Annotated in this window: 14 protein-coding genes; 3 read left to right on the top strand and 11 right to left on the bottom strand. The window is 55.6% G+C overall.

Translation table 11 applies throughout. The annotated features are described in order from the left end of the window. Nucleotides 1–45 precede the first annotated feature (45 nt). The 7 genes from nlpI to queA form a co-directional block, all read right to left on the bottom strand. Complete coding sequence (gene nlpI, locus ACE1BR_RS02500) at nucleotides 46–990, bottom strand: lipoprotein NlpI (protein WP_374867328.1); 945 nt, start codon at nucleotides 988–990, stop codon at nucleotides 46–48. Between the two features lie 90 nt (nucleotides 991–1080). Then, nucleotides 1081–1449, bottom strand: a complete 369-nt coding sequence (locus tag ACE1BR_RS02495; protein WP_374867326.1) for a rhodanese-like domain-containing protein — start codon at nucleotides 1447–1449, stop codon at nucleotides 1081–1083. Nucleotides 1450–1534: 85 nt separating this feature from the next. Then, nucleotides 1535–2482 carry a protein translocase subunit SecF gene (secF, locus tag ACE1BR_RS02490; protein WP_374867324.1) on the bottom strand — a complete coding sequence of 316 codons (948 nt, stop codon included), beginning with the start codon at nucleotides 2480–2482 and terminating at the stop codon, nucleotides 1535–1537. A gap of 10 nt (nucleotides 2483–2492) precedes the next feature. Continuing rightward, on the bottom strand, nucleotides 2493–4346 hold the full coding sequence (gene secD, locus ACE1BR_RS02485) for a protein translocase subunit SecD (RefSeq protein ID WP_374867322.1): 1854 nt from the start codon (nucleotides 4344–4346) through the stop codon (nucleotides 2493–2495). 18 nt (nucleotides 4347–4364) lie between these two features. Then, nucleotides 4365–4700, bottom strand: a complete 336-nt coding sequence (yajC, locus tag ACE1BR_RS02480) for a preprotein translocase subunit YajC (RefSeq protein ID WP_042063375.1) — start codon at nucleotides 4698–4700, stop codon at nucleotides 4365–4367. A gap of 50 nt (nucleotides 4701–4750) precedes the next feature. Beyond that, nucleotides 4751–5887 (bottom strand): tRNA guanosine(34) transglycosylase Tgt, encoded by a 1137-nt coding sequence (gene tgt / locus ACE1BR_RS02475; protein WP_374867320.1) that lies wholly within the window; start codon nucleotides 5885–5887, stop codon nucleotides 4751–4753. A gap of 70 nt (nucleotides 5888–5957) precedes the next feature. Continuing rightward, nucleotides 5958–7010 carry a tRNA preQ1(34) S-adenosylmethionine ribosyltransferase-isomerase QueA gene (gene queA / locus ACE1BR_RS02470; RefSeq protein WP_374867318.1) on the bottom strand — a complete coding sequence of 351 codons (1053 nt, stop codon included), beginning with the start codon at nucleotides 7008–7010 and terminating at the stop codon, nucleotides 5958–5960. 215 nt (nucleotides 7011–7225) lie between these two features. Here queA and ACE1BR_RS02465 point away from each other — a divergent pair, with 215 nt between their 5' ends. The 3 genes from ACE1BR_RS02465 (at nucleotide 7226) to ahpF (ending at nucleotide 10786) form a co-directional block, all read left to right on the top strand. Continuing rightward, a complete protein-coding gene (locus ACE1BR_RS02465; RefSeq protein ID WP_013723842.1) occupies nucleotides 7226–7672 on the top strand; it encodes a CBS domain-containing protein in 447 nt (148 codons plus the stop codon). Between the two features lie 812 nt (nucleotides 7673–8484). Next, a complete protein-coding gene (ahpC, locus tag ACE1BR_RS02460) occupies nucleotides 8485–9051 on the top strand; it encodes an alkyl hydroperoxide reductase subunit C (RefSeq protein ID WP_005344674.1) in 567 nt (188 codons plus the stop codon). Between the two features lie 154 nt (nucleotides 9052–9205). Beyond that, nucleotides 9206–10786: an alkyl hydroperoxide reductase subunit F gene (gene ahpF, locus ACE1BR_RS02455; protein ID WP_374867316.1), complete on the top strand. Its 1581-nt coding sequence runs from the start codon at nucleotides 9206–9208 to the stop codon at nucleotides 10784–10786. Between the two features lie 110 nt (nucleotides 10787–10896). On the opposite strand, the gene ACE1BR_RS02450 is transcribed toward ahpF, so the two are convergent. The 4 genes from ACE1BR_RS02450 to ACE1BR_RS02435 form a co-directional block, all read right to left on the bottom strand. Beyond that, on the bottom strand, nucleotides 10897–11607 hold the full coding sequence (locus ACE1BR_RS02450) for an SIMPL domain-containing protein (protein ID WP_374867314.1): 711 nt from the start codon (nucleotides 11605–11607) through the stop codon (nucleotides 10897–10899). Nucleotides 11608–11662: 55 nt separating this feature from the next. Then, complete coding sequence (locus ACE1BR_RS02445; protein WP_374867312.1) at nucleotides 11663–12223, bottom strand: hypothetical protein; 561 nt, start codon at nucleotides 12221–12223, stop codon at nucleotides 11663–11665. Nucleotides 12224–12309: 86 nt separating this feature from the next. After that, the gene (locus ACE1BR_RS02440) at nucleotides 12310–14856 is read right to left on the bottom strand and encodes a DUF5801 repeats-in-toxin domain-containing protein (protein WP_374867310.1); all 2547 of its coding nucleotides are present in this window, start codon (nucleotides 14854–14856) and stop codon (nucleotides 12310–12312) included. Further along, the coding region (locus tag ACE1BR_RS02435) for a DUF5801 repeats-in-toxin domain-containing protein (protein WP_374867308.1) at nucleotides 14754–17039 on the bottom strand (2286 nt) is incomplete at its 5' end. The genes ACE1BR_RS02435 and ACE1BR_RS02440, both read right to left, overlap by 103 nt.

Genomic DNA, 17039 nt, shown 5'->3' with positions numbered 1-17039 from the left:
AAAAGGCCTCATCGCGAGGCCTTTTTTACAACATATGACAGTGGTTCAGGAGGGTTGATCGCTCTTGTTGCGGGCACTCTGGGCACCCGGTGGCAAGGGTTTACGCGCCATCAGCTCAAGTTCCAGCAGCGCATAGCGGTGCTCGATAAAGTCGTAGACGTTGTTGGAAAGCGCCAGCTTGAAATAACTGATAGCTTCCTTGCGGTTGCCTTTGCCGAGTTCGAACTTGCCCATGTAGAAATAGGTTTCGCAAAGGCGCTCGGCCAGCTCCCGGTTATCCTTAACCCCTTTAACCACATTGCCCATCAACTGCGAAGCGTTGATTTCACCGGTATAGAGGCGCACCAGATCCCAGTTCCAGGCATCGTCATCGTACTTGTTGAGCCGCTCGCGCATCCGGCTCATGGCGGCTGATGAATCGAGCTTCTGCTCGGCCAGATAGAGCCAGATCACCCGGTAGGGATCTTCCGGCTGCGCCTCGTAGAAGCGTTTCATATCCGCGGCGGCCAGCTCGGGACGGTTACCGTAATAGAGCGCGATGCCACGGTTCAGGTAGGCATAGTCATAATCGGGCGCCAGTTCGAGCGCCGAATCGAATGCCTCATAGGCCTCATCATAATTCTGCTGTTGCACCAGATAGACACCGATGAAGTTATAGGCTTCGGCAAAATCCGGTTTCTCACGCAGCGCCCGGTTGAAATCCAGCCTCGCCAGAGAACGCAACCCGACGCGATCGAACACGACAGCACGCTCGTAGAAGAGCTCAGCCCGCTGTTCGGTGGTCAACTCCATTTCGCTAAGCATCTGCCCGAGTCGCGCCAATGCCAACTCGCTTTGGTAGGAGACCTGCAGGGGGGTCGCCAATACCAGTGAAGCAGGCTGCGGTTTGGGAACCTTAGGGGTGTTAACCTGACTGCTACTGCTGCAACCCCACATGGGGAGCAGCAACAGGATACCAAGGAGGTATCCAATCCCTTTCCTGACGTTCAATGAACACTCCGACGCTTACGCTTGACCCCGCATATGGTAAAGGTCAACTGCCACTTTGTCATGTAGCTGTGACCCTCTCCCTCAAATAAATCAGGATTCGACAGGGTATCCGGCATCACACCAGCCGCGAAAGCCGCCGTCAACACTGATCACGTGGCGATAACCCATCTGTTGCAGATTATCTGCCGCCAGAATCGAGCGAAAACCGCCGCCGCAATAGAGATAAAGTTCGGTGTCGGGATCGGGAAAACGGGTCTCGATATCCCGTTCAATCACGCCACGCCCCAGATAGAGGGCGCCAGGCAGATGGCCCTTGGCCCATTCGCTCTCTTCCCGCACATCGATCAGATGAAACGTGCGCCCCTCATCCTGCCAACGTTTGATCTGGTGCACATCGGTTTCGGTGACGCGGGAGCGAATTTCATTAACCAGCGCTAAAAAACGGGGATTATGATGCATGGCAAACTCCTGTTACTGGAATCACGTGCGTCAGTAAACAACACGCAGAGATAAGAAAAGAGCGCCATGAGGCGCTCTTTACGGTTTACGGCAGGATCTCCTGTTGATCCGCTCCCTCTTTCTCTACCTGGGTTGGCAACATGTGCTCGCGCTTGACGCCGAGGAACATGGCAAATGCACTCGCCACATAGATGGAAGAGTAAGTACCGAACGCCACACCGATCACCATGGCCACGGCAAACCCGTGGATCAGCGCACCGCCCTTGAGCAGCAGCGCCAGTACCACGATGAAGGTCAGGCCAGAGGTGATGATGGTACGACTCAGGGTCTCGGTCATGGAGAGATCCAGGATGTAATCCGTATCCCCTTTGCGCACCTTGCGGAAGTTCTCCCGCAAACGGTCAAACACTACGATGGTATCGTTCAGGGAGTAACCCACCAGGGTCATCAGTGCCGCCAGCACGGTCAGATCGAACTCGTACTGGAAGTAGGCAAAGACGCCAAGGGTGATCACCACGTCGTGCACCAGAGAGAGGATGCCCCCCATGGCCAGACGCCATTCAAATCGCACCGCCACATAGGCCAGGATACAGAGAATGGAGGCCAGCATGGCCAACGCACCGTCTGTCGCCAGTTCATCGCCCACGGAAGGACCGACGAACTCAACCCGTTTCAGGACTGCGCCCTCGTCGAGCAATTTGGCGGCAGCCAGAACCTCGTTGCCCTGCTGCTCTACCTTGATCCCCTCTTTCGGGGTCAGGCGGAACAGTACATCACGGCTGGAGCCGAAGTGTTGCAGGGTAGCCCCTTCAATCTTCTGCTCTTCCAGCACCTGATGCATTTTGTCCAGGCTTACCGACTGCTGGAACCCCACCTCGATGGTAGTACCACCGGTGAAGTCCAGACCCCAGTTCAGGCCCCGGTCAAACAGAAAGAACAGGGCTATCACCATCAGCACGGAAGAGAAGACCACACCCGCTTTGGCATAGCGCATAAACGGGATCGGTTTTTCAAAATGTAGAATCTGAAACATCTCTCTATCCTCAGATGGGCAACTTGTCGATGCGCCGTCCACCCCAGGCCAGGTTGATAATGGCGCGGGAGACCGTGATGGCAGTAAACATGGACGCGGTCAGACCGATGCCCAGCGTCAGAGCAAAGCCCTTGATGGCGCCAGTACCGATACCGAACAGGATCACACAGGTGATAAGCGAGGTGACGTTGGAGTCGGCGATGGTGGAGAATGCACGATCAAAGCCCAGATGGATGGCCTGCTGCACCCCGCGACCGTTGCGGATCTCTTCACGAATACGCTCGTAAATCAGCACGTTGGCATCCACCGCCATACCGAGCGTCAACACGATACCGGCGATACCCGGCAGGGTCATGGTGGCCCCCGGGATCATCGACATGATGCCGACAATCAACACCAGGTTCATACAGAGCGCCAGGTTGGCAACCCAGCCGAACGCGCGGTAGTAGATCCCCATGAACAGCACGATCACCAGCATGGCCCAGCCGATGGCTTCCATACCGCTGTCGATGTTCTGCTGACCCAGGCTCGGGCCAATGGTGCGCTCTTCCACGATCTGGATCGGGGCGATCAGGGCACCGGCACGCAGCAGCAGCGCCAGGTTGTGGGCTTCGTTGGCGTTGTCGATACCGGTGATACGGAACTGGCTGCCAAGACGCGACTGGATGGTGGCGACGTTGATCACCTCCTCCTGCTTACGGAACTTGCGCTTGCCATCCGGACCAGGTTGACCGACCGGCTTGTACTCGATGAAGACGGTCGCCATCCCTTTACCGACGTTGTCCTTGGTAAAGTTGGCCATCTTGTTGCCACCCTGGCCATCAAGCTTGATGTTGACCTGGGGACGGCTGTACTCGTCGAAACCGGACTGGGCACCCACGATGTGGTCACCGGTCAGGATCACCCGCTTTTGCAGCACCACTGGACGACCGTTGCGATCGTTGTAGAGCTTGGAGCTGGGCGGGACACGGCCGTCGGCAGCAGCTTGAATATCAGCCGCCTCATCCACCATGTGGAACTCCAGGGTCGCGGTTGCACCCAGGATCTCCTTGGCGCGAGCGGTATCCTGAATACCGGGCAGTTCAACGACAATGCGCTCGGCGCCTTGCTGTTGTACCAACGGCTCAGCCACACCCAGTTCGTTGACCCGGTTACGGATGATGGTGATGTTCTGCTCGAGGGCGTACTTCTTCACTTCCTTGATCTTGGCTTCGCTCAGACCAGCCAGCAGGATGAACTCATCCCCTTTCTGTTCGGTCGTGAAGGTCAAATCAGGGTTCTGACGACGCAGATGGGAGACTGCACGCTCCTGATCTGCTTCGTCACGGAAGATCACCTGCACCTGATCACCGGTGCGGCGAACGCCGGAGTAACGGATCTTCTGATTACGCAGTTCGGAGCGGAAATCCTGCACCATCTGCTCTTGCTGCTTGGTCAGTGCTTCGGCCATGTCCACTTCCATCAGGAAGTGCACACCACCGCGCAGATCAAGACCCAGCTTCAGAGGCGCCGCGCCAATGGCTTCGAGCCAGGCGGGAGTGGAAGGTGCCAGGTTGAGTGCGGTAATGAAGTTGTCGCCCAGCTTGTTGGCAACGACATCGCGCGCCTTGAGCTGCTCTTCGGTGTTCTTGAAACGGATCAGGATCAGACCGTGCTCAAATGCAGCATGTTTGACCGGGATTTTGGCCGCATCAAGGGTCTCTTTCACCAGGTCAAGGGTATCTAGCTTGACTTCGGCACCACGGCTGGCAGAAACCTGCAAAGCCGGATCTTCGCCGTAAAGATTGGGGGCTGCATATAGAAAACCGATGGCGATCACCAGGATCACCATCAGGTATTTCCACAGCGGATAGCGATTCAACACGCTGTGCTCCTTGGGAGATTAAAGGGACTGAATAGAACCCTTGGGCAGAACGGCAGAAACGAAGTCCTTTTTGATGGTGACTTGAGTCTGGTCGTTCAGGGCGATCACCAGGTAATCGCTATCAGCAGCCACTTTGGCAATCTTGCCAACCAGGCCACCGGAGGTGAGCACTTCGTCACCCTTGGACAAGGAGGTCATCAGATTGCGATGATCCTTGGCACGTTTGGCCTGGGGACGATAGATCATGAAGTAGAAGATCAGGCCAAATACGGCCAGCATGATGATCATTTCCATACCACCACCCTGTGCACCCGGTACTGCGCCTTCTGCATATGCCTTGGAGATAATGCTCATTTAACAACCTCTTATTGATGTAGATTTGATAACTAACTTATATATTGTTGTTATTTAACGTTATTTTCAGCTAACGGAGGCACAGGCTTCCCTTGCCGACGGTAAAACTCAGTTACAAAGTCGTCTAATTTACCCTGCTCGATCGCGTCCCGCAAACCTTGCATCACTCGCTGGTAATAACGCAGGTTATGAATAGTGTTCAGACGGGCCCCGAGGATCTCGTTACACTTGTCCAGATGATACAGATAGCTGCGGGTGTAGTTCTTACAGGTGTAGCAATCGCAATCGGCATCCAGGGTGCTGGTGTCGTTGCGATGCTTGGCATTGCGGATCTTGACCACACCATCGGTGGTAAAGAGATGGCCGTTGCGGGCGTTGCGAGTCGGCATCACACAGTCGAACATGTCGATACCACGACGAACCCCTTCCACCAGATCTTCCGGCTTGCCGACGCCCATCAGGTAGCGCGGCTTATCAGCCGGAATTTTCGGGCAGACGTGCTCGAGGATGCGGTGCATATCCTCTTTGGGCTCACCCACTGCCAGACCACCGACTGCATAGCCGTCAAAGCCGATCTCCAGCAGACCATCGAGGGAAACATCCCGCAGATCTTCGTAGACCGAGCCCTGGATGATGCCAAACAGAGCATTCTTGTTGCCCAGCGCATCAAACTTGTCGCGGGAGCGCTTGCCCCAACGCAGGGACATCTCCATCGACTTGCGGGCATCTTCGTAGCTGACCGGATAGGGGGTGCACTCGTCGAAGATCATCACGATGTCGGAGCCCAGATCGTACTGGATCTCCATCGACTTCTCGGGGTCGAGGAAGATCTTCTCGCCATTGATGGGGTGACGGAAGTGGACGCCAGCCTCGGTGATTTTGCGGATGTCGCCCAGGCTGAATACCTGAAAACCACCGGAGTCAGTCAGGATCGGACCCTGCCAGTTCATGAAATCGTGCAGATCGCCGTGGGCACGCATCACTTCCTGCCCCGGGCGCAGCCAGAGGTGGAAGGTATTGCCCAGCAGGATCTCGGCGCCGGTTTCACGTACTTCTTCCGGAGTCATCCCCTTGACGGTGCCGTAGGTACCGACCGGCATGAAGGCCGGGGTCTGCACGGTGCCACGCTCGAAGACCAGCTGACCGCGACGGGCACGGCCGTCGGTGGTTTTCAGTTCAAATTTCATTGCTACCTCGATTCAGTCAGAGAAACAGTCTGACAATTAAGGGCCATCCGGCCCGGTATAAAGGCGAAACTTATGCCTCGCCCTGGCGACGGGTGACGAACATGGCGTCCCCGTAGCTGAAGAAACGGTACTGTCCGGCCACTGCAGCCTGATAGGCGGCCATCACGTTGTCATAGCCAGCAAAGGCGCTGACCAGCATGATCAGGGTCGACTCCGGCAGATGGAAGTTGGTGACCATGGCATCGACAATCTGGAACTGGTAGCCCGGAAAGATGAAGATGTCGGTATCGCTGAAAAAGGGTGCCAGCGGTTTGCCCTGAGCGAGGGTCACCTTGGCTGCGCTCTCCAGTGAACGCACTGACGTGGTCCCCACCGCAATCACCCGGCCACCGCGGGCGCGAGTCGCCGCGATGGCATCGACCACCTCTTGCGGCACTTCGGCATACTCGGAGTGCATGTGGTGATCTTCAATCTTGTCTACCCGCACCGGCTGGAAGGTCCCCGCCCCTACATGCAGGGTAACGAAGGCCGTTTCAACCCCTTTGGCACGAATTTTCTCAAGCAGCGGCTCATCAAAGTGCAGACCGGCGGTCGGCGCAGCCACAGCGCCAGGCTTCTGGTTGTAAACAGTCTGGTAGCGCTCCTTGTCGGCATCCTCATCGGGACGGTCGATATAAGGGGGCAACGGCATGTGGCCGATGGCCTCCAAAATCTCCAGCACCGGACGCGGGTCGAGGAAGTGGATCTCGAACAGGGCATCGTGGCGGGCGCGCATTTCCGCTTCCACACCACCATCCAGGATCATCCGGGTGCCGGGCTTGGGCGCCTTGGAGGCACGCACATGAGCCAGCACACTGTGCTCGTCCAGAATGCGCTCGACCAGCACCTCCAGCTTGCCGCCGCTGGCCTTCTGGCCAAACATCCGGGCCGGAATGACGCGGGTGTTGTTGAATACCAGCAGGTCACCCGGGTTGAGCTGGTCCAGCACATCGACAAATTGACCATGGCGCAAGGCGCCAGTTTGACCATCGAGCTGCAACAGGCGGCTGGCGGTACGCTCTGCCATCGGATAGCGGGCAATCAGCTCGTCTGGCAGATCAAAATGAAAATCGGATACTTGCATCTTTCACCTCGGGGGGAATCGGCGGCTAGTCTAGTTATCCCTATCTTCCAAGGCAACCCAAAAGACCAAAAACCCAAGAGAGACAAGGGGTAGCGAGCAATAATGAGACACACATCCGGTTAATGATTCTTTAATGATCTGTATTGACCCTGATCATGTTTTGCCGAAGAGGGGTGGGCTAGGGTGAAAGCAGATACACAAAGAGGCCCACCATGATGATGACCCTATCCGAAATCATGACCGAACATCCCTTCACTCTGGGTCCGTCAAACAGTGTCAAACAAGCAATGGACCTGATGCAGCAGGAGCGGATCCGCCATATTCCCATCGTCGACGAGCAGCACCACCTGTTGGGGCTGGTCACCCTCACCGATATCCTGGCCACCCGCGAATCCAAGCTGCTGCTCATCAGTCCGGAACGGGAGGCCGAATTCACCGACAGCGTGCAACTCGACGAGATCATGACACGGCAAGTGGCAAGCGTGGATCCCCATGCCGGTATCAAGGAGGCGGCACTCTACCTGCAGCGACACAGATACGGTTGCTTGCCGGTACTCAAAGGACGCAAGCTGATCGGCATCGTCACCGAGTCGGACTTTATTGCCGTGGCCATCAACCTGCTGGAATTGATGGAAGAGCAGGAGCCACCGACCGATTTTTGATTGCAAGCCATGTAATTAAATTACAATAAAAGCGTTTTACGCCGATCAAATCGACAGAAATAGTGAAAGACTTTCATTTTGATTGAAAAATTACACCAAAAGCTTGCCTTGTGATCTACGTCACACTATTATCGTCTTATGCAATAGTTGCCGAGGGGGAGATGAGGGATTGTGCACCTATCCTCTTCCTCTCATATGTCTGCAAGTTTGCACACCCCGTAGTTAGTCTTTGCTGTAAAGCATTTGTTTATATAGCCATTCCTTGTTTGATGACCCGGCCTTATCGTTGCGATAGCGCCGGGATTTTTTTATCTGCGCAAAACACGCAGCCTGCTTGCACCTGCTCGGGTCGGCTCCTGCTTTATCTCCCCGCCTCCCCTCTTGCAACTTGTGCAGCTCTACTTTGCTCCCGATACCGCTGACCGCTCGATACCCCAGATCGGGCGATGCCCTCATCTTCTTTCGGCGAGTCCTCACCACCTCTTTTTGCCAGGCATCGGGGAGATATAAATTAAAATCGGGTCATTCTCGCCAAACCCATAAATTTGATTTATAGCGACCGATTTGGTCTGCAACCCCCTCTTTGACGGCAGCAACCGGGCTTGCGAGGGGGATACCCGACTGTTGCTACCAGCGGCACCGACGATAAGCCACGGCTTATAAATCCAATATACCGATTAAAACGATTCAATTTTGTGGCTTTAATCGATTAGCACATCCTCCTATGATGACTCCATCGAAAGTTAAACGCCTCGTCCGGCACGACTCTTCAAACCCAGACAGGCATATTTACATCACCAAGGAGCAAATCCATGTCTACCTACATCAACACTGAAATCAAGCCGTTCAATGCTACCGCCTACCACAATGGCAAATTCGTTCAGGTGTCTGACGCTGACCTGAAAGGCAAGTGGTCCGTGGTGTTTTTCTACCCGGCTGACTTCACCTTCGTTTGCCCGACCGAGCTGGGTGACCTAGCTGACAACTACGCCGAATTCCAAAAGCTGGGCGTCGAGATCTACGCGGTTTCTACCGACACCCATTTCACCCACAAGGCATGGCACGACACGTCTGACACCATCAAGAAGATCCAGTATCCGATGATCGGTGACCCGACCGGCACCATCACCCGCAACTTCGGCGTGATGATCGAAGAAGCCGGTCTGGCTGACCGCGGTACCTTCGTGATTGACCCGCAGGGCATCATCCAGATCGTCGAGATCAACGCTGGCGGCATCGGTCGTGACGCACTGGAACTGCTGCGCAAAGTCAAAGCGGCTCAGTACGTAGCCTCCCATCCGGGTGAAGTGTGCCCGGCTAAATGGAAAGAAGGCGAAGCCACTCTGGCCCCGTCCCTGGATCTGGTAGGCAAGATCTAAACCTCCCACTTCCAAGACCGGCCCGCTTCAGGGCCGGTCTGCTTTCCGGCCCGGTTAAATGCACCGGTCAGCGCTCCGACCTGCGTTAAATGTGCCGGTCACCTTTCCGGCTAAAATTTCACGCCGACCCGCAATCACAAGAAGGAATTCGAAGATGTTGGATACCAACCTCAAACAACAGCTGAACACCTATCTGCAGTACATCGTCAATCCCATCGAGATCAGCGTGTCCGGCAACGACAGCGACAAATCCGCCGAACTGCTGGCACTGGCCAGCGAGATCGCCGGGATGTCGCCCAAGATTTCCCTGACCGATGGCACCCATGCCCGCAAGCCTTCCATGAGCGTCGCGCCGCAGGGCCAGGCCCCGCGCGTTCATTTTGCCGGCATCCCCATGGGTCATGAATTCACCTCGCTGGTGCTTGCCCTGCTGCAAAGTGGCGGTCACCCCTCCAAGGCCGATGCGGCCGTGCAGGAGCAGATCCGCAACCTCAAGGGTGAGTTCCACTTCGAGACTTACATTTCGCTCTCCTGCCATAACTGCCCGGACGTGGTGCAGGCCCTCAACCTGATGGCTACCCTGAACCCCGGCATCACCCACACCATGATCGACGGTGCCCTGTTCCAGGACGAGGTCAACGAACGTCAGATCATGGCGGTACCGAACGTCTACCTGAACGGTCAGCCGTTCAGCCAGGGCCGCATTTCGCTTGAAGAGATCGTCGCCAAGCTCGACACCGGCGCCGCCGAACGCAAAGCTGAGGAGCTGAGCGAAAAAGCACCTTACGACGTGCTGGTCGTCGGTGGTGGCCCGGCTGGCGCCGCAGCCGCCATCTATGCCGCCCGCAAAGGCATTCGCACCGCCATCGTTGCCGAGCGTTTCGGTGGCCAGGTGATGGACACCGTCGGCATCGAAAATTTCATCTCAGTGCCCTATACCGAAGGCCCCAAACTGGCCGCAAGCCTGGAGCAGCATGTCAAGCAGTACGGCGTGGAAGTGATCACCGAACAGCGCGCCGCCGCCATCAGCAAAGATGGGTATGTGAACGTGGATCTCGCCTCTGGCGCCACCTTGAAGAGCCGCGCCGTGATCCTGGCGACCGGTGCCCGCTGGCGCGACCTGAACGTGCCGGGCGAGCTGGAGTACCGCACCAAGGGCGTGGCCTACTGCCCGCACTGTGACGGCCCCTTCTTCAAGGGCAAGCGGGTTGCGGTGATCGGGGGCGGTAACTCCGGTATCGAGGCAGCCATCGATCTGGCTGGCATTGTCGAACACGTCACCGTGGTGGAGTTCGCCGACACCCTGCGTGCCGACGAGGTGTTGCAGAAGAAAGCCCGCTCCATGGGTAACATCGACATCATCATGAGCGCCCGTACCACCGAAGTGATCGGTGACGGCAGCAAGGTGGTGGGCATGGATTACGAAGATCGCACCACCGGCGAGATCAAGCACCTCGCCGTGGCTGGTATCTTCGTCCAGATCGGTCTGGTGCCGAACACCGAGTTCCTCAAAGGGAGCGAGGTGGCCCTGACCCGCTTTGGCGAGATCGAGATCGACACCAAGGGCGCCACTTCCCTGCCCGGCGTCTACGCCGCTGGGGACGCCACCACGGTGCCGTTCAAGCAGATCATCATCTCCATGGGTGCCGGGGCGACCGCCGCGCTGGGAGCGTTTGATTACCTCATTCGCAATCCGGCCCCGCAAGCGAGCAAAGCTGAAGCCGTCACTGCCTGATGGCCTCGCCAAAGTAAACAAGCCGACACCCTGCGTGTCGGCTTTTTTGCATCTCTTGCTTCATAAAAAACCCGCAACAGGTGCGGGTTTTCATCAATCACGCCTCAGTATCATTCGAGCAGGAAAACGGCGTCGATATTGTCAGTGACCGTGATCTGCTGTTGTTGATAGCTGTTGGCAGCCATATCCGATGCGGGAGCGGCAGCCATCGCCAGCGCTTTGAAGTTGCGGCTATAGACCGGCATCGGAGATGCGTTGCGATACTCCACGCTATACACCTTGCCCAGCTTCATACCAAAAGCCTTGGCCAGCGACTCGGCCTTGCTCTTGGCATCTTCCACCGCCCCCAGTCGCGCCTGCTCCTTGATGGTCTGTGGTGATTTCAAACCATATTCGATTTGCGACACCGATTCGAGCCCTGCTTTGAGTGCGGTATCCATCAGCTGGCTCAACTTGTCGAGTTGGTAAAGCTTGACCGCCAGCTGCCGTTGAGCACGGTAACCAAGCAGCTCAGGCTTCTTGTTCTCGGCATATTGATATTCGGGAGAGATGACCAGATTGCCCGCCTCCACATCGGAGCGCTTGATGCCCAACCCTTCCAGCTGGCCAAAAAAAGCCGCGACCTTGGTATCGACCAACTGCTTGGCTTTAATCCCCTGTTTTTCCAACGCCGTCACTGACACATTGAGAGTCAACATATCAGGCTCAGCCTTCTGCTCGGCATAACCACTCACGATCAAATGAGGCGCTTGTGGCACTTCAAGAGCAAACAACGGAGCACTAACAACCAGAGCAGAGATAGTAAGGAAGGGACGCCACATAGAAAAAACCTCAATCAGAAAGATTGAGGTCATTATGCCCACAGCGTAGGGAGATTTATATATCGTGCAGTGGCGGGATCTGATCCAGCACCTGATTGGTCAAATCAAGGCTGATGGTGACAACCGGGGCGGACTCCTGCTCTACCCCTGCAGATACTGGTGTGTTGCTGACCTGCGCTACCAGCACCTCGTCATCGAAGTGGAACGAATCCCACGACAGAATATGTCCTTGTGGCTGGGAGTGAACCTCTGTCGGTACACTCTCCTCCATTGCCACAGACCAGGGAATAGGCTCGGAGTAACCAAGCAGATCCTGCAGTTGCGGGGAAGAAAGACTGGCCAGCGAGTACTCCTGCTGACCGAGATCATCTCCAATCAAGATGACACCATGAGACTCTTCAGCATCTATTGCCGGGGTATAGGTAATTGATGCCGAGGCAAAGTCGACATAAATCGCCCCTGCCACCTCTCCTGCATCATTTTCAATCTCCATACCATCCAACCGATCCCCCGCGATCGAGGCCTGATAGCCAAACTGGCCAGCGCAGGTAATATTCCCCTCGCCATCCCAGCTATAACGGATGCCATCAATGTCGACCCAGTTGAATGACTGCATGATTTTCCTCTCCTCTACTGCCGCTATCTTATCCGTCCCCCTTGGGAAAAAATAGGGGCCAGACGCAGCCTGACCCCAAGACAAGATTACGGATCAACCTTGAGATTGCCCTGATTCAACAAGTCTTCAATGATGGTCTGGTCATTGCGTGAACCTCCCAACGTCAAGTCGATGTTGTCAAACTGGATGACATGAGTCGCACTGCCGCTCCCCGAGCCATCAAGATCGATTGTCAGAGTAGATTTGCCAGTACCTGGGCCACTTGCAAAGGTGAGGTAGGCATCCAGCGACGTCTTGTCGGCATGCTCACCACTGAGCAACTCGCTGATATCCAGCACATCGCCGCCGGTTCCAGTTGTGAAGTCCTTGATCACATCGGTCCCACCCGCATCTGAGGCACTCCACTTGAAGGTATCTTTGCCGGTGCCACCTGTCATGGTGTCACTGCCTGTACCACCTATCAGCATGTCATCGCCACCACCACCAATCAGGATGTCATTGCCTGCAAGACCGCTGAGGACGTTGGCATTGCCATCCCCTGTCAGGGCATCATCAAACATAGAACCAATCAAGTTCTCCATGTTGCTCAAACTATCTGTACCAGCACCACCAGTGGCCTGATTGTTACCATTGACAGCGACTGTCACGCCTGCGGCACTATCCAGGTAACTTGCAGTATCATTGCCATTACCACCATTCAAGGTGTCATTACCCGCACCACCGACAAGAATATCGTTACCCTCACCACCATTCAGACTATCGCTGCCTGCACCGCCAAGCAGAATGTCGTTGCCTGCATTTGCGTTGATCGTGTCATTTCCTGAACCGCCGATCAGAATTTCATCAAGATAACCGCCAGTGAGAGTAGAACCATTCTGTACATCTACAAATACCTTGCCCGGATCCGTCGTCGTACTGTTGGTGTAGTTGAATGAACCATCATAGGTAGTAGGCGTCGCACTACCCGATGTGTCATCAAACACCACAGACCCCACAGCATCTGTCACAGAGCCGCCAACAGCACCAGATACACCTGTGATTGCCTGAGTGGCAGCCAGTGGCCCTGTGTCATTGGCAAGCAATGCCCAATCAGGAATAGTCGAGGGGTCTTGGTTGGTAATGACAAAATCATCACGCACCACAGTAGGTCCGATGGCTGAATTGATGATGAGAGACAGTGTGCTTGAGGCCGTATCTCCATCACGGTCAATCACGCTATAGCCAAACACCTGGTTTATCCCGCCCGACGGAATTACCGATGGTGGCGTAAAGGTATAGACCCCATCGTCCATATCAACTTTCAGAACGCCGCCAGCAACCGAGATAGACCATTCGTTGGTAGTTGTGTTGAATGTGCCCGCGGAGGTCCCCCCCGTCACACTTGGTGTGTCTGTTTTTTGGTCGTAACGATAGGTAACGCCAGCCACAGTAATAGAATCAATCCACCCCCCATCAGCACCGGTACTCGCAGTCAGGCCTCCGTTGAGCAGTTGTCCGGACAGTGGCGGAGCAACAACAGTGCTCAACAAAGTAGCTGCCAGCTGGCTAAAGTCCGTCACGATGATCGACGTTGTGTTCACCTCGCTAACACCGTTATAGGCTATAGGATCCAGTGCCGAGGCTGTTGAACCACTTCCCATACCGAGAGCAAAGGAGTTGATGTCATTCGCCTTCAGGAAATCAGCCCAGTCTTTTGCCTCTCCGGTTAGCGTTGTTCCGTCACCATCAATACCGTCCCCGCCACCCAAGCTATTGTTGCCATCAGGTACCGTGGCGGAGCTACCGCTCAGAGCATTATCATTAGGCTCGCCATCGGACATGAAGTAAGAGACATTCTGAGCATTGGCAAGTTTGCCTGTGTCGCCAAATGCTTTAATTGCCTCATTCAGTGCATCGTCATAGTTTGTGGAGTCTGTCGGGACCAAGCCAAGGATAATCGCCTTGGCAGTATCTACATTGGCCCACACTCCCGTCGAATTGGTTGCTGAAGAGGCAAATGTGATTATATTGACCATGACATTGCCATAAGCACTGTACTTGTCGAGCAGCTCCAGCGCCGACTTCTGCATTACCTCCATCCGGGTCATACCTTGATACCCTGATGCATTACCCATACTGCCGGAAATATCGAGGATCAACATCAGGTTGGTATTTTGAACCTGAGTTGCTTGGCCAGCATTGGTTGCAGCCAAAGCGGTCGGGCCATCGTCCTTGAAGCTGATGGCACTGCCCAAGTCCACGCTGGCACTCTGGCTGTCCCCATCCTTGTCGGTAATGGTCCCCACCAGTTTCACCAGGTTGGCGGACAGCAGGCTGCTCTCTTGGTCCGGGCCGCTGTTCGGGGTGTGTTCAATGGCGCGCACTTGATCCAGTGTCACCACCCCGCTGTTGCTGACCGTCAGGGTAAAGGCCACGTTGCCACTGCTGTTACCAACCCGGCCTACCACATTGCCACTCTCCAGATAGAGCAGGATGTTCTGGCCGGTCGCGGTGTCGTTGAGCCCGCTGTCGACGCCAGTAGCACTGACACTCAGGCTGTAAGCCAGCGTACCTGCACCATCGGCGCCAAAGTTGCTGGTAAACAGGCCCGCATAGTTGGCGCTGGCATTGAGTGACAGGTTGCTCTCGTCCACTTGCAGGCTATCACCAGCCGCATTGCCAGCACTGATACTCGGGCCATCGTCCTTGAAGCTGATGGCACTGCCCNNGCGGTGTCGTTGAGCCCGCTGTCGACGCCAGCAGCACTGACACTCAGGCTGTAAGCCAGCGTACCTGCACCATCGGCGCCAAAGCTGCTGGTAAACAGGCCTGCATAGTTGGCGCTGGCATTGAGTGACAGGTTGCTCTCATCCACTTGCAGGCTGTCACTGGCCGCACTGCTGGCACTGATACTCGGACCATCGTCCTTGAAGCTGATCACCTTGCCAATATCCAGTGCACCGCTAGCGTGATCGCCATCGTTGTCAGTAACAGTCAGCGCCAGACTGACGTGGCCGGAGCCAAGGAAGGTGGTTTCATCAGGATCAGAGGTCGGATGTTCCACGGCTCGCAGTTGATCGAGAGTTACTTTACCGCTGCCATCGACAGTGAGGGTAAATACCAGCGCCCCGGTTGTTACAGTACGTCCTTCCAAGGTCGTGCCATTCATGATCAAGTGAACTTGTTCACCGGTTGCCGTATCAATCAGGCCTGTGTTGGCATTTTGCACATTCAGGCTATAGAGCTGGGAACCCAGACCATCTGCACCTGGTTGTACATTAAATACGCCACTGAAGTCGGCTACCGCATCATGACTGAGGTTAGATTCGTCAACCTGCAGCTGAACAGCGCCGCCCCAAGTGATACTGGTACTGACATCGTTGTAGTCGTAATCCGAGTTTGCAGTCATATCCTCCCAGTTCTGGTTACCGGCACTGCCGGTATCCTGCAAATGCGAACCACCGGGATTGAGGCTGGCATCACTGAACACGATGTTGGCACCATCGGCACCATTCACCGGAGTGCTCCCCACAAATGCCTGCCACATGCCATTAATCAACTGGAAGGTTACTGCAGCGCCATTACTAAGCACCGAATTAGCCCCGCCATTGGGGATAACAAAGAACCCGGTATGGGCTGGATCCAGCGTATTGATATCTACTTGATTTCCAGCGCTCTGATTATGAACATTTGCCCAGATAACTTTACCGGACAAAGGCGTGCCGTCATCACCCTTGATGTAGTAGCCATAGCTATTTGAATAACCGGCATTACTACCGAGGAAAGTAACAGAAGAGGTAAGAGCAAGCTCACCAACCTGGATAGTCGGCGTGTCATCGTTAATGGTAACTGCGAGTGTACCGTTGGCACTATCGCCATCACCATCTGTCACCTTGTAGCCAACATTTAGGGTGATATTGTCTTCGGTATCGACACCTGTATGCATTAATGGCTGCAGCAGTTTTACCGAATAAGCACCTGTGCTCTGGTCGGTAATGGTGACTGTCATCAAGACTCCGCGGATGGAACTGATAGACAAGGTTCCGCTTTGCGCATCCCACGTTGAGGTCACACTTTCACTTCCCAACGAAGTCGGTCCAGTGAGTTCAAGAGACTTGAGGCCATCAGCGCCAGCCTGATATCCGAGATTTCCGTTGGAGCTGGTGTTGGCACCTGCCACATCACCAGGACCACCATTGATCCCACCACCAAGACCTTCATCATCAAGAACCAATGCAGCCTGAACATTGCTTGCTTTGGGGCCGTCATCCTCAAAACGGAACACACCATTGGTGCCCAGATCCACCGCCGCACTCGCGCGGTCGCCATCGGCGTCGGTCACGGTCTGCACTAGCGTCAGCACACCGCTGTCCAGGGTCAGCGCCACGCTGTCATCCGCACTGGTGGTATCGCCATGCCAGACGTTGTCCAACAGAGCCAGCGTCACTTCCCCATTGGTCGGGTTGATGGTCAGGGTGAAATAGTCCACCCCGCCCGCACTGCCGGTGATGACGTTGCCCACCTGATTGAGCACGATGGCCGCGCCCTGCCCGTTGGGCGCTACCGGATCGACCGCATACAAGCCGCTCGCCACGTTGCTGCCGGTCAGCGCCAGGCTGTAGCCGATGCTGCCCGCCCCATCAGCCCCGAAGGCCGGGTTGAACTGGGCCTGCACATTGGCGGCGCTCAGGGTGGCACTGACCACTCCGTCGCTGCCAACACCGCCCAGGCTAACCAGGCTTTCATCCACTGTCGCACCAAGACGTGGGGCTTCTTCTGCCAGCCCGGCACGCGGGCCGTCATCTTCAAAGCGGAACACGCCATTGGTGCCCAGATC

The organism is Aeromonas sp. MdU4, assembly GCF_041929505.1.
Classification (GTDB): domain Bacteria; phylum Pseudomonadota; class Gammaproteobacteria; order Enterobacterales; family Aeromonadaceae; genus Aeromonas.
Note: the sequence above shows the minus strand (reverse complement) of the source record. Positions and strands in the feature narration are given on the sequence as shown.

Excerpts from the sequence above, each read along its gene's own strand:
- ACE1BR_RS02495 (WP_374867326.1), bottom strand. The coding sequence starts at position 1,449 with ATGCATCATAATCCCCGTTTTTTAGCGCTGGTTAATGAAATTCGCTCC.
- secF (WP_374867324.1), bottom strand. The coding sequence starts at position 2,482 with ATGTTTCAGATTCTACATTTTGAAAAACCGATCCCGTTTATGCGCTAT.
- tgt (WP_374867320.1), bottom strand. The coding sequence starts at position 5,887 with ATGAAATTTGAACTGAAAACCACCGACGGCCGTGCCCGTCGCGGTCAG.
- ACE1BR_RS02465 (WP_013723842.1), top strand. The coding sequence starts at position 7,226 with ATGATGACCCTATCCGAAATCATGACCGAACATCCCTTCACTCTGGGT.
- yajC (WP_042063375.1), bottom strand. The coding sequence starts at position 4,700 with ATGAGCATTATCTCCAAGGCATATGCAGAAGGCGCAGTACCGGGTGCA.
- ahpC (WP_005344674.1), top strand. The coding sequence starts at position 8,485 with ATGTCTACCTACATCAACACTGAAATCAAGCCGTTCAATGCTACCGCC.
- ACE1BR_RS02445 (WP_374867312.1), bottom strand. The coding sequence starts at position 12,223 with ATGCAGTCATTCAACTGGGTCGACATTGATGGCATCCGTTATAGCTGG.
- ACE1BR_RS02450 (WP_374867314.1), bottom strand. The coding sequence starts at position 11,607 with ATGTGGCGTCCCTTCCTTACTATCTCTGCTCTGGTTGTTAGTGCTCCG.
- ahpF (WP_374867316.1), top strand. The coding sequence starts at position 9,206 with ATGTTGGATACCAACCTCAAACAACAGCTGAACACCTATCTGCAGTAC.
- queA (WP_374867318.1), bottom strand. The coding sequence starts at position 7,010 with ATGCAAGTATCCGATTTTCATTTTGATCTGCCAGACGAGCTGATTGCC.